This is a genomic window from Mycetocola sp. (assembly GCF_046716805.1).
Classification (GTDB): domain Bacteria; phylum Actinomycetota; class Actinomycetes; order Actinomycetales; family Microbacteriaceae; genus Mycetocola_A.
Window position 1 is genome coordinate 56647 of record NZ_JBKJWH010000149.1, and the last position, 22030, is coordinate 78676.

Below are 22030 nucleotides of genomic sequence, written 5' to 3' on the forward strand. Positions count from 1 at the left end.
GGGGGCAGAATAGGACCACAGGTTCGTGCGCCCGCTCGCCCGGGGAGTCGCCTGCACCTTTTCTCAAGGGGGACCGTGAACACAGCAGAACGCGAACAACCGTCGTATCGCTACGCGATGACCAATACGGGGACGCCCTGGATCTACATCGTCGGAGAGAAACTCCTGGTGGCGCTCCGGACTCCGTCTGAGCCGGCGATTGTGGAACGGCTGTGGTCGCTGGTCTGCTCCTCGTCGACGACATTCGAGGATGCTCTGCGCGTCATCCCCAACACCTCAGGCGGCAAGCCTGCCTCGTTCGTCGCTCTCGAACGGCCGCGCGGAAACGGCAGCATCGTGAAACTCCTCGTCCACGGCGATGCCGTCGTCGACGCGCATACCGGCGGGCGATGGACGCGCATCACGTCCGGCGACGACCCGTGGCGGCGCGACGAACTGAGCGGCGTCGAAGCCGTCGCGGCGGGAGGGCTGACCGGCGAACCCGGCGACCCCGTCTCCGGGGTGTCCTTTCCCCTCGGCTCAGGAGTGATCGTCGCCAACCGCATCGACTGGGTCGCCGACGCAGGAACAGGCACGGTGCCTTCCGGCAGAACGGATGCCGCCGACCCCGCCCCAGCGTCGCCGGTCCCGCCAGCGCTGTCCCATTTCCGTCCTGCGCCTGCAGACACTCACACGATCATCCGCCCCCCGGCGCAACGGGTTCGCCCGGAGGACGACCCGGCGATGCGCCACGACGGCGAAACGGTGCTGCGTCGGGACATCGCCCCGCCCATCCACGACGAGACGGTCCTCCGGGAGGCACCGCTTGTCCCCAACGACCCGAAGACGCTGCTCTACGGGTTCCGCATCAACGGCGGCCAGGCCTATCCGTTGGATGCCGTCCACTACTTCGGCAGAAACCCCCGCCAACCGCGCATCCCACTCCCGGACCCTTCCCGCCTCGTCCCGGTGGTCTCCGGGTCGAAGTCGGTCTCCGCCACTCACCTGGAGATCAAGCAGATCGGCGACTCCATCGTCGCCACCGACCTCAAGTCGACGAATGGAACGTCGGTCATCCCGCCGAACGGACACTGGCGCCGCCTGCGTCAGGGCGAGTCGGTCGTCGTCGCTCCCGGCACCTTCATCGACATCGGTGACGGCAACGTCATCGAGATCTTGCCCCCCTGGCCGGGGGTATAGCCCCACCGGGGCTTTACTTACACTGGGAAGGTAGGGGATCGGCAGATCGTACCTGCCTCGAGCCTTCCCCTCCACAACCACCGAAGGAAGGGAGAGGACCGTGTCACGCCGCCTGCCATCGCCGCCGCCGCAGTTGCCCGGCTTCTCCTTCGTGCGCATTCTGGGCTCCGGTGGGTTCGCCGACGTCTTCCTCTACGAGCAGGACAACCCCAGGCGCCAGGTCGCCGTCAAGGTGATGCTCAGCGAATACGTCAACGCCGACGTGCGCCGGATGTTTCAGGCCGAGGCCGACCTGATGGCCCAGCTCAGCGCACACCCGGCCATCCTTACGGTGTACCAGTCCGGCGTCGCCGCCGACGGCAGGCCGTACCTCGTCATGGAGCTCTGCTCCTCCTCGATCGGGCAGCGTTACCGCGACGAACCCCTCTCCGTGTCCGAGACGCTCCGAATCGGGATCAAAATCGCGAGCGCGACGGAGACCGCCCACCGGGCCGGGGTGCTGCACCGTGACATCAAACCGTCCAACATCCTGATGACCGCCTACGGCAACCCGGTGCTCAGCGACTTCGGCATCGCGGGAACGGTCGGCGAGTCCAACCCGGATGAGACCGTCGGGATGTCGATTCCCTGGTCGGCCCCAGAGGTTCTGCACAGCGAGACCAACGGCACAGTGGCGAGCGAGGTCTGGTCGCTTGCCGCCACCATCTACTCCGTTCTCGCCGGGCGTGCGCCGTTCGAGACGCCCGGGCAGGACAACACGTCCGCCGACCTCATCGCCCGGGCCGGCAAAGGAAAGCCCCATCCGATCGGACGCGATGATGTGCCGAACCAGCTGGAGCTCGTGCTCACTCGCGCGATGTCGCGCCGTCCGGAGGCGCGCCAGCAGTCGGCCATGGAACTCATCCGCGAATTGCAGGCTGTCGAGGCCGACCTCGGGCTCCCGCCGACCCAGCCGGACGTCGCTGTCGATGACTGGATCTTCAGTCCCGTCCACGACAACGACGACCGCACCCGCGTCAACCCCATCCGCACGGTCGAACCCGGACGCAGGCGGCGTCGGAGCCCCGCGGAGGCCGCGCGGCAGCCGGGAGCGACCCGGCTCGCCACCGCCGAGGCAACACCTCTCAGCGACCGGCGCCCGCTGGGACGTGCCGCGCCGCTGAGCCGGCCGTTCGCCCTGGCCATCGTCGCCTGCTCGGCACTCGTTGTGCTGCTTGCCGTGACGACGGTTTTCGTCGTCGTCCGGCTCGCGCCGGGGAGCGGCATCCCGACGGTCGCCAACATCGCTGCCGAGGTGCAGAACTCGAGTGTCGAGTTCACCTGGGCCGACCCGGGGCTCAACTCATCCGACTCGTACGAGATCCGTCCGGACGGGGGAACCGCGAGCATCCAGCGTGCCGCCGAATTCACCGTCGACGGCGAACCGGGCGAGCGGGTGTGCGTCACCGTACTGGTGAACCGGGAAGGCAAGCTAGGTCCGCCGAGTGCCGAGAAATGCGTTGACATCCCCGAGGGCAGCGGATGATGTTCCGGCAGTGGTTTCGATCCCGGCGTTCCCTGATCGCAACGCTCACGAGCAGCTCAGTGATCGTCGCCCTCATAGCCACCATCGCCATCGTCTCGACCGGATACCGGGCGCAGCAGTTCGATCTCGGTGACGGTGCCGTTTGGGTGGTCAACGAGGAGCAGCAGGCTGTCGGCAGGGCCAACACTCAGATCTTTGAACTCAATGCAGGCATCAAAGCGGATTCCGAACAGCTCGACGTCCTGCAGGAGGGCGAAACGGTCCTGCTCCTCGACGCCGGCCGGAGTTCGATCGACATCATCGACCCAGCCACGGCGAGCATCGTCGAAAGCGTGCCGCTGCCGCCGGGGACGACGGATGTTCGGCTGGCCGACGACCGCGTGACCGTTCTCGCCGACGGCGACGTCTGGCTGGTCCCGGTCGACGACCTGGCGACCTTCGACGCGGAGGCCGACCCCACACTCTCGTTCGGTCCAGGCGCGATCGGATCCGTCGCTCCCACCGGTGACCTCTTCGTCTTCTCGTCCGACGAGGCCGAACTGTACCGGGTCTCAGCGGGGGAGGACACGGTGGGCGCAACCACCCGGGTCGATCTCGTCGACGAGCCCGACCAGTTCCAGCTGACGTCGGTAGGTTCCGACCCGGTACTGCTCGACGTCACCAATAATCGGCTGATCGTGCGCGGCGCCACGGTCGACCTCGGCGACGCCGTCGGAGCGGTGCTTCCGGAGCCTTCGGCGACCGGCTCCGCGGTGCTCGTGGGGGTCGACGGCGGACTGCTCTCGGTTCCGCTGTCCGGCGGGCAGCCCTCCCCGGTGATCAGCGGCACCGCGGCGGCGTCGAGCCTGCAATTCCGTGCCAACGGCGCCCACCTCGTGCTCAACGACGCGGCGTCCGGCGCGTCCTGGGCGGTGCAGTCCGAGAACCAGCTCATCGACAACTGGGACGAACTGATCCAGGTCGACGAGAGCGAGCAGGAGATCGACGACAACCAGGAGGACACACCGCCCGAGTACGAGCAGACCCAGCTCCCGCCGACCGCCGTGCCTGACACGCTCGGCGCGCGGCCAGGCAGGACCTCTCCTCTTCCGGTTCTCCTGAACGACATCGACCCCAACGGTGACGTGCTGATGATCAGCAAATTCACCCCGCTCGATGAGTCCGCGGGCCGGCTCGACCTGGTGAACAACGCCCAGCAACTGCAGGTGACGCTGACCCCGGATGCCGTCGGCGAGTTGCAGTTCGACTACACGATCACCGATGGCCGGGGCGGTTCGTCCACGGCGACGGTCACCCTCACGGTGAAGGCCCCAGAGGAGAACAGCCCGCCGGCGCAGGTCCGCACGTCGAAGGCATCTGTCGCCGCTGGCGGCCGGTTCACCGCACAGACGCTCGGCGACTGGATCGACCCGGACGGTGACCCGTTCTACCTGACCCAGGCGAGCATCCCCAGCCCTGACCAAATCCAGTTCACACCCGACGGCACCCTGATCTACACCGACGCGGGCGTGGGCGGAACGCTCAAGGAGATCGCCCTCGTGGTCTCGGATGGCACCGCTGACGGTTCAGGGAGCTTCGCGGTCACCGTCTCTCCTCCCGGCGAGGTGCCGATCATCGCCGAGCCGTTCCCCGTTCTCGCGTATGCGGGGCAGGAGGTCGTGGTGTCCCCGCTCCCGCACGTACGCGGCGGATCCGGGCCGCTGCGTCTGGTGAACGTGCCGGCGAAGGCGGGCGCGACGATCACCCCCGACTACGACGGCGGCACCTTCCGGTTCGTGAGTTCCGAGCCGCGCACCCACACCCTCGAATACGCGGTCACCGACGGCAACCGCACCCAGACCGGCATCGTTCGAGTCGAGGTCATCGCCCCGCCGGACGCCGGCGCCCCGCCGGTCACCGTGCTTCACACGGCGTACATTCGCGAACAGAGCACCGAACGCGTCGACGTGCTCGCCGGTGACTTCGACCCCGCCGGCGGCGTTCTGGTCGTCACCGGCGTGCTCAACGTCCCCGCGGGGTCTGGGCTGCGGGTCGAGATCCTCGAGCAGAGGATCCTCCGCGTCACCCTGACCACCCCGCTCGACGAGCCTGTGTCATTCAACTACCGGGTCTCCAACGGCACCACCGAGGCCGTCGGCACCGTCACGGTGATCCAGGTGCCCACCCCGGCTGTGCGTCAGCCGCCTGTCGCCTACCCGGACACGGTGTCCGTGCGGGTGGGTGACGCCATCGACATCCCCGTTCTCGAAAACGACACGCACCCGGATGGTGAGACGCTCGACCTCGACCCGAGGTTGAGCACGAACCTGCCGGACGACGCGGGCCTGCTGTTCGCGTCAGGGCGGATGCTGCGCTACCTCGCTCCCGACAAACCCGGCAACTTCACCGCCTCCTACCGTGCCGTCGCGCCCGACGGCCAGTGGGCTGACGCACAGGTGACCCTGAACGTGCGCGAGGTCGATGCGGCGAACAACGGAGCCCCGGTGCCGAGGACCGTGATCGCCCGGGTACTGAGCGGGGAGCGGGTGCGAATCTCGATCCCACTCTCAGGCATCGACCCGGACGGCGACTCGGTTCAGCTCGTCGGGCAGGCGTCGAACCCCGACAAGGGATCGGTCGTCGGTGCGGGCGAGGATTGGTTCGACTATGAAGCCGGTGCGTACTCGACAGGCACCGACAGCTTCAGCTACACGGTGATCGACGCGCTGGGCAGCCAGGCAACCGGCACCATCCGCATCGGCGTCAGCGGCAAACTCGACGGTTCGCGGGTCCCGATCGCGGTGGCCGACGAGTTGATCACCCGGCCCGACCGCACCGTGGCCGTGCAGGTGCTCGCCAACGACTCGGATCCGGACGGCGGAACCCTCACCGTGACATCCGTCGAGCCGACCGGGGACGGAGCGACAGCCGAAATCGCCGGAGACCTGGTGCGGGTGACGGTTCCGAAGACCGAGGGGCGGTTCGGTTTCGTCTACGAGATCGAGAACCGCTGGGGCAACACCTCGACGAACTTCCTCACCGTGGTGACGAGGGACGACGCGCCGCTCGCGCGTCCGGTTCCCGCCGACATCGTCCTCACCCTCGACGACATCATCGAGACGTCGACGATCGACGTCGGTGTCCTGTCGCGGGTGTTCTTCGCAGACGGCCCGGTGTCGCGTTTGCGCGTCTCGCTTCCGTTGACCAGCGGCAGCGCCGAGGTCCTGGCGGACAAGCGCGTGCGGGTCAGCGTGAGGGACGAGTCACAGATCATCCCCTTCCGGGTGAGCCGTCCAGACGATGAGAGCGTCAGCGCCATCGCCTTCATCTGGGTGCCCGGCCTCAATGACGCGCTGCCGCAGCTTCGGGCTGGCATCGACCCGATCACCGTGGTGAGCGGTGAACCGGTGGTCGTCGACATCAACGACTACGTGCTCGCCGTCGGGCGCAAGGATGTGCGGTTGACGGATGCCGCCAAGGTGCGGGCAACACACGCGGACGGCAGTGAGCTGGCCACCGACGCCGACACGATCACCTACACGAGCGCCGAGCGGTATTTCGGCCCGGCATCCGTTTCGTTCGAGGTGACCGACGGGTCCAGTGCGACCGACCCGAACGGGCGCATCGCCACGATCGTGCTGCCGATCACCGTGACGCCGCGGGACAACCAGCCGCCGGTCTTCGCCGGTGGGCGGATCGACTTCGAGCCAGGGCAGCAGAAGGTCATCGAACTGCCCAGACTCACCACCTACCCATACGCCGACGACGTCGACGAACTGGTCTACTCGATCCTCGACCCTCAACCCGCCGATTTCACCGCAACCATCTCCGGGCAGAACCTGACGCTCACGGCTGCGGAGGCTCTGCCGATCGGGGCGGAACGAGGGATTCTGATCGGCGTTCGGGATGCCGTGAACGACGGCGCAGCAGGGCGGATCGTCCTCAACGTCACACCGTCGACCCGGCCGATCGCCGTGCCGGCGACCGACACGGTGACCGTGCAGCGGGGCACGACGGAGGCGGTCGACGTGCTGCAGAACGACGCGGCCACCAACCCGTTCCCCGCCACACCGCTTCGGGTGGTCGCCGTCCGCGGGCTCGGCGGGGGACTGCCGACCGGCGTCTCCGTCGCCCCGAGCAGCGACAACGGCCGGTTGAGTGTCACGGTCGGCAGGGCGGCGGCGGCGGCCGACACGACGCTGCAGTACCAGGTCGCGGATGCCACGGGTGATCCGTCGAGATTCGCGTGGGGCACCGTGCAGATCGCGGTGCAGGACCGTCCGGACCCGGTGACGAATGTGCGGGTGACCGGTTTCGGCGACGCCACCGTGTCGCTCGCCTGGGAGCCAGGGGCGGCGAACAACTCGCCGATCACCGGCTTCAGCGTCGAATTGTTCCGCGCCGGATCCGGCGCGTCGCTCGGCGTGACGAGCTGTGCGTCGACGACGTGTGATGTCCCCACCCCCGGGAACGGGCGCGACCACGCGGTTCGGGCCGAGGTGTCCGCCGTCAACGGGATCGGAGCATCAGACGCGCGGGGACTGCCCGAACCTGTCTGGTCTGACGTGATCCCGCCGGCGCCGGCGGGACTCGCGGCGGCCCCGCTCGACGGCGGACTGCGACTCAGCTGGACTCCGGTGACTCCCGAGCGCGGAAGCTCGGTCAAAACCTACGTCGTCACGGTCGGCGGAGGCGTGCCCGTGAACGTCAGCGCCAGCAGGTGCACTGTGACATTGTGCTCGATCGAGGTCGGCGGGTTGGCGAACGGCTCGGAGGTTCCGTTCTCCGTTTCGGCCCGAAACGACGCCTACCCTGCCCTGTCCACCTGGAACTCCGCGTCAGCGGCGGGGACGCCGTACGGCGCCCCCCGTGCCGGCGGCATCTCGGTCAACGGCGACGCGGCGAACGCTTCGGCGACCGTCAACTGGGATGCGTTCGCCGGCAACGGGGATGCGATCGCAGGCTATTACGTGCAGCTGCTGAGCTCGGCAGAGGTGCCGTCAGGGGCGGCCGCCTGCACGGTGTCGGCACCAGCGCCCGGGTCGCCGAGCACTCCGGGCGGCGCGAACGCGCTGGAGACGAGACGCATCGACGCGGGTGTGAACAGCACGACGTTCACCGGGCTCGATGCTGCAGACACCCCCTACTACTTCGTCGTCTGGGGGTACAACCGGGCCGGCTGTGCCGCGACCGAGGTTCGAAGCGCCACGCTGCGCACGACTCCTCCTGCGGTGACGGCGATTTCCGGCGACATGGTGTGGACCGACGCCAGCGAGAGTGTGCGCGACTACTACATCTCCTCGGTCGCCCCAGCCGGCTACAGCTACGAGATCCGGACTCCGGGCGGAACCTGGCAGCCGTTCGACGGGTCCGGCTACCCGCGCCAGTTGCTTGGCGGCCCGTACGGTGAGGCCGTCTCCTTCGAGGTGAGGACGGTCAGCCAGTACGGCAACCTCCGTCTCTACGGCGGGGCGTTGCGCGGAGATGCGCCATCCCCGTCGATCACGCTCGTCCCCGCCGGGTTGAGTTACGCCGCGGAAGTTGCCACCTGGACCTGGACCGGGGACCCGCCGAACGGCCCGTTTGCGGCCGCGTACGCTTGCGGTGCCGTCAACGATCCGGCGATCACAGGCACCGCGGGTCCGAACTCCTGCACGTTGAGCGCACTGCCCGCGAACGGGCAGGCCTGGCTGGACGTCAGCGTCGAGGTCGCCGGGGCGACTCTCGTCAAGCGATATTTAGCGCCATGATGGTCTCTGCACCCGCTCGCTCCACAACCAACCCGGAAGAGGCCACACAGATGACGATGACGCCCGAACAGGCGACCTGGTTCGCCGGGGTCTGCGACCAGCTCGTCGAGAACGTCGAGCGGGTCCTCCTCGGCAAGAACCACGTCATCCGGTTGTCGTTCACGGCGCTGCTGAGCCGGGGTCATCTGCTGCTCGAGGACGTCCCGGGCACCGGTAAGACGTCACTGGCCCGTGCCATGGCCGAAAGCATCGCCGGCACCTCGAACCGCGTACAGTTCACCCCGGATCTGCTCCCAGGCGACATCACCGGCGTGAGCATCTACGACCAGCGCAGCGGGGAGTTCGCCTTCCACCGCGGCCCGATCTTTTCCAACATCGTGCTCGCGGACGAGATCAACCGCGCGAGCCCGAAGACGCAGTCCGCCCTGCTCGAAGTCATGGAGGAGCAGCACGTCACCGTCGACGGCGTCACCCATGCGGTCGCCTCACCGTTCATGGTCATCGCCACGCAGAACCCGATCGAGCAGGCCGGCACCTACCGCCTACCCGAAGCACAGCTCGACCGCTTCATCATGAAGACCTCCATCGGTTACCCGGATCACCAGTCGACGATCCGCATCCTCGAGGGGTCGGATGCCGCCGGTGACGGGATTCTCAGCCCCGTGGCAACCGCGGCGACGATCACCGAAATGACCCGTCTGGCCACGACCGTGCACGTCGACGCGTCGATCAACGACTACGTCGCTCGAATCATCGAGGGCACTCGGACGGCTACGGAAATCCGCCTCGGCGCGAGCGTCCGTGGTGCGCTGGCCCTCATCCGGACCTCCAAGACGCTCGCCGCGGTCTCCGGCCGTTCGTTCGTGATCCCCGACGATGTGAAGGCGCTCGCCGACACGGTTCTCGCCCACCGCCTGATCCTGGACCCCGAGGCGGAATTCGACGGGGTCAACCCATCGAACGTCATCGCCCAGGTGCTCATCGACACCCCGCCGCCCAGTGACCGCCGGGTGGCTTAGGCCGCGATGGTTCAGGGCAGACACGCGGGCGGGACGACTCAGAGGAACGGTCTCACCCGGGCGGACTCGCCGACGGTGCTGGGGGAGACCCGCCTCGTCAATGCGAGGACCCGCCTCGTCGGAGAGCGTGAGGGTGCGCTCGCCGACCTGATCGTTTCTGTGGTCAGGTCCTGGCGACGGATGCGACGCGTGGCGAGGACAGGATGGAGAGCGCTCGCTGCCGTCGTCACGAAACTCGGCTGGGGCATCGCCATCACCGTGCTCGTCGCGTTCCTGCTCGGTTACGGACTCGGTTGGCTCGAACTCGTCGCCGTCGGCTGGACGGGGCTGCTCGTCATTCTCGCGGCGGCCCTGTTTCTCATCGGCCGCACCTCCCATGAGGCGACGCTGTCCGTCCCGGTGAACCGGGTGATCGCCGGGGAGAGCGCCGTCGGCCAGCTCACCGTGTCGAACCCCACGCGGCGGCTGCTGCCCGGCACCCGGATCGAAGTTGAGGTCGGTGAGGGGATCGCCGACTTCCAGGTTCCGACGCTTGCCCCCTCAGGTCGGTACGAGGACCTCTTCACCGTGCCCGCGCTGCACCGCGGCGTCATCCCCGTCGGCCCGGTCCGTGCCATCCGTGCCGACCCGATCGGCCTGGTTCGGCGCGAGCGGGTATGGGACGAGCAGATCGACCTTTTCGTTCATCCGCGCACGATCTCGGTGCCCAGCATGAGCACCGGATTCGTGCGCGACCTCGAGGGCAACCCGACTCGCGACCTCACGTCGAGCGATGTGTCCTTCCACGCGCTGCGTGAGTACATGCCCGGCGACGAGCTCCGCAGCATCCACTGGAAGAGCACGGCGAAGACCGGGCAGTACATGGTGCGGCAGTTCGAGGAGACCCGCCGCAGCCACCTCATGATCGCGCTGAGCCTCGCCGATGAGGATTACGCCGGCGATGAGGACTTCGAGATGGCGGTCAGCGTGGTGGGGTCGCTCGGCGTCCGAGCCATCCGTGACGCCCGGACGCTGTCGGTCGTCGCCAGTGAATCGACTCCGGAGTTCGCCCGAAAGCGCCTGCTCGCGGTGAAGAACCTCGCCGCGGTGACCGGCACGCGGCTCCTCGACGATCTCAGCAGGATCGACCGGTCCGAGACCGCGCTGCCGCTGACCGAGCTGGCGCGGGTCGCCGCTGATTCGATAGCGGGTATCTCGCTGGCCTTCCTCGTCTGCGGCGCGACGGTTCCGGTGACCGCGCTCCGCCATGCCGCCAGGCAGTTCCCGGTCGGCGTCGAGGTCATCGCGGTGATCTGCGACCCCCACATCATTCCGAGCTTCAAACGGGCAGGCGAATTGACCGTGCTGACCATCGGGTATCTCGAAGACCTGCAACAGTCGATGGCCCGGGTGAGCGCGTGACGAAACCGGCCATCACGATTCCCGTAACGGTGCTCTTCGCCGTCGCGGGGATCGCGGTGGCCTCCAGCGTCTGGTGGCCGGTCTACCAGTCACCACAGTTCGTCGTCGTCTGCGCCGGCGGAATCCTTCTCGGCACGCTGATCGCCCTGGCTGGGTGGCTGTTCCGGCTGCACGGCGTGCTCGTGCTCGCTCTCACGCTTCTCGGCTACCTCGCCGCCGGTGTGCCGCTGACCATGCCGGACCGGGTCTTCGCCGGCGTCGTGCCGCAGCCGGAAGCGCTGCTCGAGTTGGTGACCGGAACGGCGACCGCGTGGAAAGAACTCCTGACCATCCTCGTGCCGGTCGGGACCTACCAGGGCCTGCTGATCCCCGCCTTCGCCGCGGTGCTCGGCACGACGGTAATCACCCTGTCGCTCGCTCTTCGATCCACGCGCGGCGAAATCGCCGTACTGTGGCCGATCCTGCTCCTCATTGTCGGGATCGCCTTCGGTCGTGAGGAGTCGTGGTTCCCTCTCGCTATCGGACTTGGCCTCGCCGTGATCAGCCTGGTCTGGCTGATCTGGCTCCGGGGGTTACGGCACCGGGCGCAGCTGCGCCGGCACGCTGCTGTCGTCGCGAGCGTCTCGCCGTCCCGGCGCGAACGCCGCCGCGCCGCGATCGTCGGAGCCGTGAGCGCGGCACTCATCCTGGCGGTCGCGACCAGCGGCGGTGCGGTTCTGGCAACCGTTCGTCCGCCCGACAACCCCCGCAACGTGATCCGCAGCCACATCGAACAGGCGTTCAACCCGCGCGACTACCCGAGTCCCCTGTCCGCCTTCCGCCGCTACCTGCTTCCTGACATCGTCTCAGAGCCCCTGCTGACGGTGACCGGGATGCCGCAAGACGGGCGGCTCCGCCTGGCAACCCTCGACAGCTACGACGGTGTCGTGTACAGCGTGGGTGGACCGGAGAGCCCGAGCGCGTCCGGAACCTTCGTCCGTGTGCCCTACCGCGTGGAACAGGCGGCACGGGGCGAACGCGTCTCGATGACTGTCGCGGTCGACGGGTATTCGGGAATCTGGCTGCCGGGCGCCGGGCACCTCGCCGAGATCTGGTTCAGCGGGAACAACCGTGACGGACTCGCCGACTCGTTCTTCTACAACGATGTCACCGGGTCGAGCGCTGTCGTGCGTGGCCTTGCCACGGGCGACGGCTACCGGATGACGTCGGTCGTCACCCCGACACCCTCGATGGTCGAACTCGGGGAAATCACCCCTGGCACGGCGGAACTGCGGCCATTCGACGACGTCCCTGCCGCCCTCACCGACCGGCTCGACGCCTGGACCGAGGGAATCGCGACGCCCGGCGCACGACTCGCCGCGATGCTCGACGGTCTGAAGACCGACGGTTACATCAGCCATGGCATCGGCCCCGACGAACCGAACAGCAGATCAGGTCACGGCATCGACCGCATCGAAGAGCTCCTCACCGATACGCCGATGGTCGGGGACGCCGAGCAGTACGCGGTTGCTGCCGCACTGATGGCCAGAGAACTGGGGTTCCCCGCCCGTGTCGTCGTCGGCTTCCTCTCGCCGGAGACCGGCGGAGCGGTGACGCTCACCGGGGGAGACGTGAGCGCCTGGATCGAAGTGCAGGACTCGACAGGCCGGTGGCTCACAGCCGATCCGGTCCCAGCCGTCCGTGAGATCCCCGAGGAACAACCCGAGGACCCGCGAAAGGTTTCACGACCGCCCGCGATCGTTCAGCCGCCGCTCGCGGAGGACGACGAAGAGCTCGACCGGGTTCCCCCGGCCGACAGTGAGCAGAACGAGGATCTCGCCGTCAACCCGTTCCTCGCCGCGTTGCTCGTCGTGGCGCAGGTTGCCGGGAGCCTCCTCCTTGTGCTCGTTGTTCTCGCCGCACCCTTCCTTGCCGTCATCGGCGCCAAGCTCCGCCGCAGGACGCTGAGACGCAGGAGGAACCACCCGGCCGACCGGATCCGTGGTGGCTGGGAGGAATTCGCGGACGCGGCACTCGACTACGGGCTGGAACCGCCACCATCCGCGACGCGCCGGGAAGTCGCGCGCGCCGTGGGCGGCAAGCGTGCGTTCGCGCTGGCATCCGTCGCCGACCGCGCGACATTCTCGCTCGAACGACCCAGCCACGAAGACGCCGACCGGGTCTGGGCCGCCGTCGACGATCTGCGACACTCGCTTGCCACCGGGCGAACCCGGCGACAGCGGTTGCGTGCCGCGAGCTCGCTCCGGTCGCTGCGGACCCGTCGGCGCTGAGCGACGGAAGGCTCTCTCCGCGATAGGGTCGAACTCAAGCCGGAAGGAGCCCTCATGCGGTTACAGGGAGTCGGCGTCGGGCGTGGCATTGCCCACGGACCCGTCGTCCGTATGCCGGACCCCATCCCGGAGCCCGGCACTGGACATCGGGATGCCGATGCTGACACCGAGTTCGCCCGCGCGACGGAGGCGCTCAAGGCGGTTGCCGCCGACCTCTCCGAACGCGCCGAACGGGCAGGCGGGGAAGCGAAGGGTGTCATCGACGCCCAGTCGATGATGGCGCAGGACCCGGCACTGCTCGACGACATCCGCTCTCGGATCTCGGCCGGCCGCACCGCGGAGCGAGCTGTCTTCGAGGCGTTCCACGGCTTCCAGCAGATGCTCATCTCCATGGGCGGATACATGGCCGAGCGGGCCGCGGACCTCGGCGACGTCTCGCAGCGGGCCATCGCCCAACTGCACGGCGTCCTCGCTCCCGGGGTGCCCGAGGTGGACCATCCGTTCGTCCTCGTCGCCCGCGATCTCGCCCCGGCGGACACCGCCGCCCTGGACATCACCAAAGTGCTCGGGCTGGTCACCATCGGGGGCGGGCCGACCTCGCACACGGCCATCCTCGCCCGGTCCAAGGCCATCGTCGCCGTCGTCGGTGTGTCGGATGCCGCGTCGCTCGTCGACGGGGCGACGGTCCTCGTCGACGCCTCAGACGGCAGTGTGATCCTCGACCCCGGTCCGGACGACATTGCTGCGGCCGAGCGACGGCTCGCGGCACGCCGGGTCGAGGCGCCGATCGGGCCCGGGAAGCTGGCGGACGGAACCGCCATCCCGTTGCTGGCGAACATCGGCCGCCCAGGGGACATCGCCGACGCGCTGCTCCGCGGCGCTGAGGGCGTCGGCCTGTTCCGGACCGAATTCATGTTCCTCGGCACAGAATCCGCACCAACCGTGGTTGAGCAGCAGGAGCAGTACCGCACGGTGTTCGCCGCGTTCGGCGGCAAGAAGGTGATCATCCGCACGCTCGACGCCGGCTCCGACAAGCCGCTCGCGTTCCTTCCGACCGGGCACGAGGACAACCCGGCCCTCGGGCTCCGCGGCCTCCGGGCGACGCGAACGCACGAGGAAATCCTCCGGGATCAGCTCACCGCGATCGCCGCGGCGGCCGCCGAGACCGACGCCGACGTCGGGGTGATGGCCCCAATGGTCGCGGATGCTGTCGAGACCGAATACTTCGTCACCCTGGCCAGGTCCCACGGCATTCCTGTTGCGGGTGTGATGGCCGAAGTGCCGTCCTGTGCGCTCATGGCCGGGCAGGTCCTCGGGATCGCCGACTTCGTGTCGATCGGAACGAACGACCTCACCCAGTACACCCTCGCCGCCGATCGTCTGCTCGGTTCGGTTGCGTCGTACCAGGACCCGTGGCATCCGGCTGTTCTCCGCCTGGTCAAGCTTCTCGGAGATGCCGGTATCCAGTCCGGCCGGCCGGTCGGAGTGTGCGGTGAGGCGGCGGCGGACCCGATGCTCGCGGTGGTCCTCGTCGGACTCGGGGTCACGAGCCTGTCGATGGCCCCTGCGGCTCTCGCCGACGTGCGCACGGAGCTGCGGCAGCACACTCTCGAGCATGCGAGGGCGCTCGCTGTCCGCGCCCTCGACGCGTCCAGTCCGGCCGAGGCGCGGGCGGCGGTCCGCAGCTGAGGTTCGTGCGCCGTTCGGCGTGGGTCATGGCCAGTGAAGGGTCCCCAAACGCTGCTCACAGCTGCGCCGAGCGACAACAACGGACCCCTCAGCGTCGGCGCGAAGCTACGGCTTCCCTCGCATGATCGCCTGCTTGACCTCCGCGATCGCCTGCGTCACCTGGATGCCGCGCGGGCAGGCATCCGTGCAGTTGAAGGTGGTGCGGCAGCGCCAGACGCCCTCTTGATCGTTGAGGATGTCGAGGCGCACCTTGGCTGCATCGTCGCGCGAGTCGAAGATGAAGCGGTGCGCGTTGACGATCGCTGCCGGGCCGAAGTACTGGCCGTCGGTCCAGAACACCGGGCACGACGAGGTGCATGCGGCGCAGAGGATGCACTTGGTCGTGTCATCGAATCGGGCCCGGTCGGCGACGGACTGGATCCGCTCCTTGCCGGCACCGGGCTTCGACGACGGGATCAGGAACGGCTGCACTTCGCGGAAGGACTCGAAGAACGGGTCCATGTCGACGATGAGGTCCTTCTCGAGCGGCAGGCCCTTGATCGCTTCGACGTAGATCGGCTTCGAAATGTCAAGATCCTTGATCAGCGTCTTGCAGGCCAGGCGGTTGCGGCCGTTGATGCGCATCGCATCCGAGCCGCAGATGCCGTGCGCGCAGGAGCGGCGGAACGTCAGCGAACCGTCCTGCTCCCATTTGATCTTGTGCAGGGCGTCGAGGATGCGGTCGGTGGCGAACATCTCGACGTCGTAGTCGACCCACTTCGGCTGCTCGTCGACTTCGGGGTTGTACCGGCGCACGATGAGGGTGACGGTGAAAGACTCAATGACCTCAGGCGTCGGCGCCGGAGCAGCTTTTTCTTCGAGAACGGCTGTGGACATCTCAGTACTTCCTCTCCATCGGCTGGTAGCGCGTCATCACGACAGGCTTCCAGTCCAGGCGGATGTGATCGGCGGCATTCGAAGAGTGCGGGTCGCCGGTCAGGTACGCCATCGTGTGCTTCATGTAGTTCTCGTCGTCGCGGTCCGGGTAGTCGTCACGCATGTGGCCGCCGCGGCTCTCCTTGCGGTTCCGCGCGGAGAAGACGACGACCTCGGCGAGGTCGAGCAGGAAGCCCAGTTCGACGGCTTCGAGCAGGTCGGTGTTGTACCGGCGGCCCTTGTCCTGCACGCCGATGTTGCGGTACTTCTCGCGCAGCTGGTGGATGGTCTCGGTGACCTCGGCGAGGGACTCGTCGGTGCGGAACACCTGAGCCTTCTTGTCCATCTGCTCCTGCAGCTCGCGACGCAGAACGGCGATGCGCTCGGTGCCCGGGTTGTTTCGGATGCCTTCGATCGCGTCCCGCACGGTCTTGGCCGGGTCCTCGGGAAGCGGCAGGAACTCCGCGGTCTTCACATAGGCGACGGCGTTGTTGCCGGCGCGCTTTCCGAAGACGTTGATGTCGAGCAGCGAGTTGGTGCCCAGGCGGTTGGAACCGTGGACCGAGACGCAGGCGCATTCGCCGGCGGCGTAGAGGCCGGGAACGATCGTCGTGTTGTCGCGCAGCACCTCGGCGTTGTTGTTGGTCGGGATGCCGCCCATCGCGTAGTGCGCGGTCGGCATGACCGGTACCGGCTCGGTCACCGGGTCGACACCGAGGTAGGTGCGGGCGAATTCCGTGATGTCCGGCAGCTTCGTCTCGAGGACTTCAGCGCCGAGGTGGGTGCAGTCGAGGTAGACGTAGTCCTTGTTCGGGCCGGCGCCGCGGCCCTCCGCCACCTCCTTGACCATGCAGCGAGCGACGATGTCGCGCGGTGCGAGGTCCTTGATGGTGGGGGCGTAACGTTCCATGAACCGCTCACCGCTCGCGTTGCGCAGGATCGCACCTTCACCGCGGGCGCCCTCGGTGAGGAGGATGCCGAGACCGGCGAGACCGGTCGGGTGGAACTGGAAGAACTCCATGTCCTCGAGCGGCAGCTTCTTGCGCCAGATGATCCCGACGCCGTCGCCGGTGAGGGTGTGTGCGTTGGAGGTCGTCTTGAAGATCTTGCCGAATCCACCGGTGGCGAAGATGATCGCCTTCGAGTGGAAGACGTGCAGGTCACCTGTGGAGAGCTCGTAGGCCACGACGCCAGCCGGCTGCTCGACGCCGTCGACGTCGCTCATGATCACGTCGAGCACGTAGAACTCGTTGAAGAAGTTGATGCCCAGGCGGACGCAGTTCTGGAACAGCGTCTGGAGGATCATGTGCCCGGTACGGTCCGCGGCGTAACACGCCCGCCGCACAGGCGATTTGCCGTGGTCGGAGGTGTGCCCGCCGAATCGGCGCTGGTCGATCTTGCCCTCAGGAGTCCGGTTGAACGGCAGACCCATGTTCTCGAGGTCGATGACTGCGTCGATCGCTTCCTTCGCGAGGATCTCAGCGGCATCCTGGTCGACGAGGTAGTCGCCGCCCTTGACGGTGTCGAAGGTGTGCCATTCCCAGCTGTCCTCCTCGACGTTCGCGAGCGCTGCCGCCATGCCACCCTGTGCCGCTCCGGTGTGGGAGCGCGTGGGGTAGAGCTTGGAGATCACCGCCGTCCGAGCGCCGGGGCCGGCCTCGATCGCCGCGCGCATGCCGGCGCCGCCGGCTCCTACGATCACGATGTCGAACTGGTGGTAGTGCACTCCGTCGATGATGACGTCGTCGCTGGGGTCCTGAGTCACAGATGCATCCAAAATGTTTAGTTCGTCGTTACGCAGTACAGAACGAGGGGAGGAGGTCGGCGGGCTGTCCCACCGGGCACGGCTCGAACGTGAAGACCACGAGAGTGCCGAGGAGGATGAGGATCGCAACGGCGGCGAGGATCGACAGCTTGAGAGCGGCACGGATCCTCGGGCCGCGGGCGTAGTCGTTGACCAGGGTGCGCATGCCGTTGCCGCCGTGGATCAGCGCGAGCCACAGCATGACGACGTCCCACCACTGCCAGAACGGGTCAGCCCATTTGCCGCCGACGAACGCGAAGTCGATGGCGCTGACGCCGTCGCCGACGATCAGGTTCATGAACAGGTGGCCGAAGATCAGCACGACGAGCACGACACCGGAGACGCGCATGTAGATCCAGCCCCACTTCTCCCAGTTCACGCCCTTTTTTCGGGCGGGACGGAGCGGGGTGCGGGGAGCGTCGAGAGTTGCAGACATTGTGCTTCCCCTCCTAGTGGCTGAAGACGTTGATGAGGTGGCGGGGCGTGAAGGCCAGCATCGTGAGAACCCAGAGGGCGATCACCACGTAGAACATCACCTTCTGGTATCTGGTCCCCTTCGACCAGAAGTCGATGAGGATGATCCGGAGGCCGTTGAACGCGTGGAACACGATCGCTCCGACAAGGGCAACCTCGCCCAGACCCATGATGGGTGTCTGGTACGTGCCGATGACCGCGTTGTACGCCTCGGGCGACACGCGGACGAGCGCGGTGTCGAGAATGTGCACCAGAAGGAAGAAGAAGATGGCAACACCGGTGATCCGGTGCAATACCCATGACCACATGCCCTCGCGCCCACGGTACAGCGTCCCTGCCGGGCGTGGAGAGGTGGTGGAATCCAATGGTGGTGTCCTTGCAGTCTTCACTGACAACGAACGGCCCTCCCTGTTTGAAAGCGTTCCTGGCCGCTGATGAGGCGGCCGTGCGTCACAACGGCGCCTTGATAGTCTACGGTCCCGGGGCATCCGTCCGCCGGTAAGGCGAGCCTAAGCGTCTTGACGTCGAGATATCTCCGGCTCCGGCGACCGCGAAAGAACGGTGCCGGTACTCTGGGCATTATGACCAGTCCCCTCGAACGCTTCTACAGTGTGATCCCCGCCGGCGGCATCGGATCGAGGCTGTGGCCACTGTCGCGGGCGGATGCCCCGAAGTTCCTCCACGACCTCACCGGGTCGGGCAGCACTCTTCTCCGCGCCACCTGGGATCGGCTCGTTCCCCTCTCCGGCGAACAGCGCATCATGGTTGTGACCGGGCGCTCGCACCGTGCGGCTGTCGAGGCCCAGTTGCCCGACCTGGCCGACCACAACGTCGTGCTGGAAAGCGACCCCCGGGACTCTTCCGCCGCCATCGGTCTGGCCGCTGCGATCCTCGTTCACCGTGAACCGGATGTCATCATCGGGTCGTTCGCCGCCGACCACGTGATCCGCGGTGACCGCCTCTTCCGTTTCGCCGTGACCCAGGCCGTCGCGACTGCCGACGCCGGCTACATCACGGCGATCGGCATCCAGCCCACCGAACCCGCGATCGGTTTCGGCTACATCCGGTGCGGTGCGGCGCTCGACGTGCCCGGGGCGGACTCAGCGCTTCTCGTCGACTCGTTCGTGGAGAAGCCGAACCTCGCCACCGCCAAGAAGTACGTGGCCGGGGGTGCCCACCTCTGGAACGCCGGAATGTTCATCAGCCGCGCGGACGTGCTGTTGGAGGAACTTGCACGCAACCAGCCGGAGCTTCACGCCGGACTGGTGGAATTGGCATCCGTCTGGGACGACCCGGCGACCCGCGGACCTGCCGTCGACCGGATCTGGCCCACCCTGACCAAGATCGCCATCGACTACTCCGTCGCCGAGCCGGCGGCCGCCGCCGGCCGGCTCGCCGTCATTCCAGGCCACTTCGACTGGGACGACGTCGGGGACTTCGCCTCCCTGGCCAAACTCAACTCCAGTGGGCGAAAGACGGACCTGGCGATTCTGGGCGAGAACGCCCGCGTGCTGTCTGATGCGTCGAGCGGCATCGTCGTCAGCCAGACCAGCCGGGTGATCAGCCTCATCGGGGTGAAGGACATCGTCGTCGTCGACACCCCTGACGCACTCCTGGTCACCACGAGCGCCAACGCCCAGCGGGTCAAGAGCGTCGTCGACGCCCTGAAGCTGTCCGGCCGGGACGACGTCCTCTAGGACTGGTCAGGTCCGGCGGATGCGTCCAGGTCGTTCCCGAGTGCCCGAAGCGCCCGGTCGGCAGCGCCGCCCAGGCCGAGGTCGGCGGCCAGCCGGCGCGCGGCACTGAGTCCTTCAGCGGACAGCGGGCGGATCCGGGAATCCGGTTCGGTGAGGCCGAGCGTGCGGACGACCTCGACCACCGTCGGCGCGACGCGCAGGTAATCCGAGGCGGCAAGAATCTTCGCCCGCACCGATTCCGACATCCCGGCACCCCGCTCGGCGGCGGCCGCGACGATCGCATCGAGGTCGCCGAACGTATCGAGCAGCCCGGCCGCCGTCTTCTCGCCGACTCCGGCGACCCCGGGCAGACCGTCGGACGTGTCGCCGCGGAGGGCGGCGAAGTCGGCGTACTGGGATGCGGACACGCCGTATTTCAAGCGGATGACGTCCTCGGTGAGAACCTCGAGCTTGCTCATGCCCCGAGCCGTGTAGATCACGCGGACGTCGCGGGCGTCGTCGACGAGCTGGAACAGGTCGCGGTCCCCGGTGACGACATCGACGGGGCCGGTCGCCCGGGCCACCAGACTGCCGATGACATCGTCTGCTTCGTGGTGGGGCGCCCCGACGATGGCGATCCCGAAGACGTCGAGGGCCTGCCGGATGAGGGGGATCTGAGCGACCAGCAAATCGGGAACCTGTTCGACATCCGGTTCCCCTGACCTCGGGGTCGCGACCCGGTGCTCCTTGTAGCTGGGGATGAGGTCGACCCGCCACTGCGGTCTCCAGTCGTCGTCCCAGCAGGCCACGAGCTCTGCCGGCTGGTAGTCGGTGACCAGCTTTGCGATGAAGTCGAGCAGGCCGCGCACCGCGTTCACCGGGGTGCCGTCCGGGGAGCGCAGCGTGTCCGGGAGCCCGTGGAAGGCCCGGAAGTACAGCGACGCGGTGTCCAGAAGCATCAATCGCCCGTTCATGGCTCGATTCTGACACGCGGCGATTCTTCCCGTTTCGCTCTCCCGCAGGCATTTCTGCTCATCCGAGCAGAGCGGCCGAGGAGTGATGCTCATGAGAGCGGCCGGGCCCCTCCTTCGCGGGATCCCCATATGCTCGCGGGAACGGCTATGTAACGCTTCTGTTTCGAGAGTTCCGCGCAGCGCAGCGTCCTTCGCAACATTCGGTAACGTACCCATACCCGCCCTCGCGAGTCCCGCAGGGCAGCATCCTGGAGGTCACATTGACAATCAATACCCGTAAGGTCGCTTTCGCCGGCCTTGCCAGTGCGGGCGTTCTCGCCCTGCTCGCCGGCTGTGGACAGGCACCAGCCAGCAATGGAGACGCGACGGAGGCGGCATCCGACTTCCTGCCCTGCATCGTTTCCGACGCGGGCGGCTTCGACGACAAGTCGTTCAACCAGTCCAGCTACGAAGGTATGAAAGAGGCCGCTGAGGAGCTCGGCGTCGAGATGAAAGAGGTCGAGTCGGACACCGAAGACGACTACGCCCCCAACATCACGAGCCTCATCGACCAGGGCTGCAACCTCATCGCCACGATCGGCTTCGCACTCGCCGACGCCACCTCCGCAGCCGCGGAGGAAAACCCCGAAGTGAACTTCATCATGCTGGATGACGCGTCGATCGAAGCTGACAACGTGAAGCCGATCATCTACGACACCGCACAGGCCGCATTCCTCGCCGGATACGCCGCAGCCGACTACTCGAAGACCGGCGTCGTCGGCACCTTCGGTGGCATGCAGTTCCCGACCGTCACCATCTTCATGGATGGCTTCGCCGAGGGCGTTGCGTACTACAACGAGGCCAAGGGCAAGGACGTCAAGGTTGTCGGCTGGGATGTCGCCGGCCAGACCGGTTCGTTCACCGGCGGCTTCGAAGCCAACGACACGGCCAAGCAGCTCGCCACGACCCTCATCGGACAGGACGCCGACGTGCTGCTGCCGGTCGGTGGACCGATCTTCCTCAGCGCCATCGAAGCGATCGCGGACTCCGGCAAAGAGGTCGCCATGCTCGGTGTCGACGCCGACCTGTACGAAACCGCTGACTCCGGCCAGGAGCTCTTCCTGACCTCCATCCTCAAGCAGATGAAGTCCGGCGTCTATGACGTCGTTCTCGCGGCAGGCGAAGACAACTTCGACGCCTCCCCGTATGTCGGCACCCTGGAGAACGACGGCGTCGGCATCGCGCCGTTCCACGACTTCGAGGACAAGGTCAGCGACACCCTGCAGGGCGAGCTCGACGAAATCAAGGCAGGCATCATCGACGGATCCATCGAGGTCGTCTCGCCGTCGTCACCGGCAGCCGAATAGCAGTACTCGCTATTCACACCCGCAAACGG

The 22030-nt window shown here is 67.3% G+C and carries 14 protein-coding genes; 9 read left to right on the top strand and 5 right to left on the bottom strand.

Annotation, left to right across the window (positions count from 1 at the left end; genetic code table 11):
* The first annotated feature begins 75 nt into the window (after positions 1–75).
* The 7 genes from ACLQ62_RS11995 to ptsP all read left to right on the top strand — a co-directional run bounded on the left by ACLQ62_RS11995 (position 76) and on the right by ptsP (position 14812).
* On the top strand, positions 76–1179 hold the full coding sequence (locus ACLQ62_RS11995; protein WP_411721865.1) for an FHA domain-containing protein: 1104 nt from the start codon (positions 76–78) through the stop codon (positions 1177–1179).
* Between the two features lie 100 nt (positions 1180–1279).
* Entirely contained in the window at positions 1280–2704 is a 1425-nt protein-coding gene (locus tag ACLQ62_RS12000) for a serine/threonine-protein kinase (RefSeq protein WP_411721866.1), read from the top strand.
* Positions 2701–8433, top strand: coding sequence for an Ig-like domain-containing protein (locus ACLQ62_RS12005; RefSeq protein WP_411721867.1), 5733 nt, complete (start codon positions 2701–2703; stop codon positions 8431–8433). The genes ACLQ62_RS12000 and ACLQ62_RS12005 overlap by 4 nt, the downstream gene beginning before the upstream one ends.
* Before the next feature lie 50 nt (positions 8434–8483).
* Complete coding sequence (locus tag ACLQ62_RS12010) at positions 8484–9452, top strand: AAA family ATPase (protein WP_411721905.1); 969 nt, start codon at positions 8484–8486, stop codon at positions 9450–9452.
* 6 nt (positions 9453–9458) lie between these two features.
* Entirely contained in the window at positions 9459–10853 is a 1395-nt protein-coding gene (locus ACLQ62_RS12015; protein ID WP_411721868.1) for a DUF58 domain-containing protein, read from the top strand.
* On the top strand, positions 10850–13123 hold the full coding sequence (locus ACLQ62_RS12020) for a transglutaminaseTgpA domain-containing protein (RefSeq protein WP_411721869.1): 2274 nt from the start codon (positions 10850–10852) through the stop codon (positions 13121–13123). The genes ACLQ62_RS12015 and ACLQ62_RS12020 overlap by 4 nt, the downstream gene beginning before the upstream one ends.
* Before the next feature lie 54 nt (positions 13124–13177).
* The gene (gene ptsP, locus ACLQ62_RS12025) at positions 13178–14812 is read left to right on the top strand and encodes a phosphoenolpyruvate--protein phosphotransferase (RefSeq protein ID WP_411721870.1); all 1635 of its coding nucleotides are present in this window, start codon (positions 13178–13180) and stop codon (positions 14810–14812) included.
* 105 nt (positions 14813–14917) lie between these two features.
* Here the strand turns inward: ptsP and ACLQ62_RS12030 are convergent, their stop codons facing one another.
* Genes ACLQ62_RS12030 through sdhC form a run of 4 tightly spaced genes read right to left on the bottom strand, consistent with a single transcriptional unit; the run spans position 14918 to position 18400 of the window.
* Positions 14918–15688 carry a succinate dehydrogenase iron-sulfur subunit gene (locus tag ACLQ62_RS12030; RefSeq protein ID WP_411721871.1) on the bottom strand — a complete coding sequence of 257 codons (771 nt, stop codon included), beginning with the start codon at positions 15686–15688 and terminating at the stop codon, positions 14918–14920.
* Between the two features lies 1 nt (position 15689).
* Positions 15690–17492 (bottom strand): succinate dehydrogenase flavoprotein subunit, encoded by a 1803-nt coding sequence (gene sdhA / locus ACLQ62_RS12035; protein WP_411721872.1) that lies wholly within the window; start codon positions 17490–17492, stop codon positions 15690–15692.
* 28 nt (positions 17493–17520) lie between these two features.
* Positions 17521–17967 (bottom strand): succinate dehydrogenase hydrophobic membrane anchor subunit, encoded by a 447-nt coding sequence (locus tag ACLQ62_RS12040; RefSeq protein ID WP_411721873.1) that lies wholly within the window; start codon positions 17965–17967, stop codon positions 17521–17523.
* 13 nt (positions 17968–17980) lie between these two features.
* The gene (gene sdhC, locus ACLQ62_RS12045; protein WP_411721874.1) at positions 17981–18400 is read right to left on the bottom strand and encodes a succinate dehydrogenase, cytochrome b556 subunit; all 420 of its coding nucleotides are present in this window, start codon (positions 18398–18400) and stop codon (positions 17981–17983) included.
* Positions 18401–18586: 186 nt separating this feature from the next.
* On the opposite strand from sdhC, the gene ACLQ62_RS12050 reads away from it, so the two are divergent.
* Entirely contained in the window at positions 18587–19702 is a 1116-nt protein-coding gene (locus ACLQ62_RS12050) for a mannose-1-phosphate guanylyltransferase (RefSeq protein ID WP_411721875.1), read from the top strand.
* Here ACLQ62_RS12050 and ACLQ62_RS12055 read toward each other — a convergent pair.
* Positions 19699–20655: a 5'-3' exonuclease H3TH domain-containing protein gene (locus ACLQ62_RS12055; protein WP_411721876.1), complete on the bottom strand. Its 957-nt coding sequence runs from the start codon at positions 20653–20655 to the stop codon at positions 19699–19701. The two genes, ACLQ62_RS12050 and ACLQ62_RS12055, sit on opposite strands and share 4 nt — an antisense overlap.
* A 260-nt stretch (positions 20656–20915) precedes the next feature.
* On the opposite strand from ACLQ62_RS12055, the gene ACLQ62_RS12060 reads away from it, so the two are divergent.
* Positions 20916–22001, top strand: a complete 1086-nt coding sequence (locus tag ACLQ62_RS12060) for a BMP family lipoprotein (protein ID WP_411721877.1) — start codon at positions 20916–20918, stop codon at positions 21999–22001.
* Positions 22002–22030: the final 29 nt, after the last annotated feature.

Excerpts from the sequence above, each read along its gene's own strand:
- ptsP (WP_411721870.1), top strand. The coding sequence starts at position 13,178 with ATGCGGTTACAGGGAGTCGGCGTCGGGCGTGGCATTGCCCACGGACCC.
- ACLQ62_RS12015 (WP_411721868.1), top strand. The coding sequence starts at position 9,459 with ATGGTTCAGGGCAGACACGCGGGCGGGACGACTCAGAGGAACGGTCTC.
- ACLQ62_RS12005 (WP_411721867.1), top strand. The coding sequence starts at position 2,701 with ATGATGTTCCGGCAGTGGTTTCGATCCCGGCGTTCCCTGATCGCAACG.
- ACLQ62_RS12030 (WP_411721871.1), bottom strand. The coding sequence starts at position 15,688 with ATGTCCACAGCCGTTCTCGAAGAAAAAGCTGCTCCGGCGCCGACGCCT.
- ACLQ62_RS12055 (WP_411721876.1), bottom strand. The coding sequence starts at position 20,655 with ATGAACGGGCGATTGATGCTTCTGGACACCGCGTCGCTGTACTTCCGG.
- ACLQ62_RS12040 (WP_411721873.1), bottom strand. The coding sequence starts at position 17,967 with ATGTCTGCAACTCTCGACGCTCCCCGCACCCCGCTCCGTCCCGCCCGA.
- ACLQ62_RS12010 (WP_411721905.1), top strand. The coding sequence starts at position 8,484 with ATGACGATGACGCCCGAACAGGCGACCTGGTTCGCCGGGGTCTGCGAC.
- ACLQ62_RS12050 (WP_411721875.1), top strand. The coding sequence starts at position 18,587 with ATGACCAGTCCCCTCGAACGCTTCTACAGTGTGATCCCCGCCGGCGGC.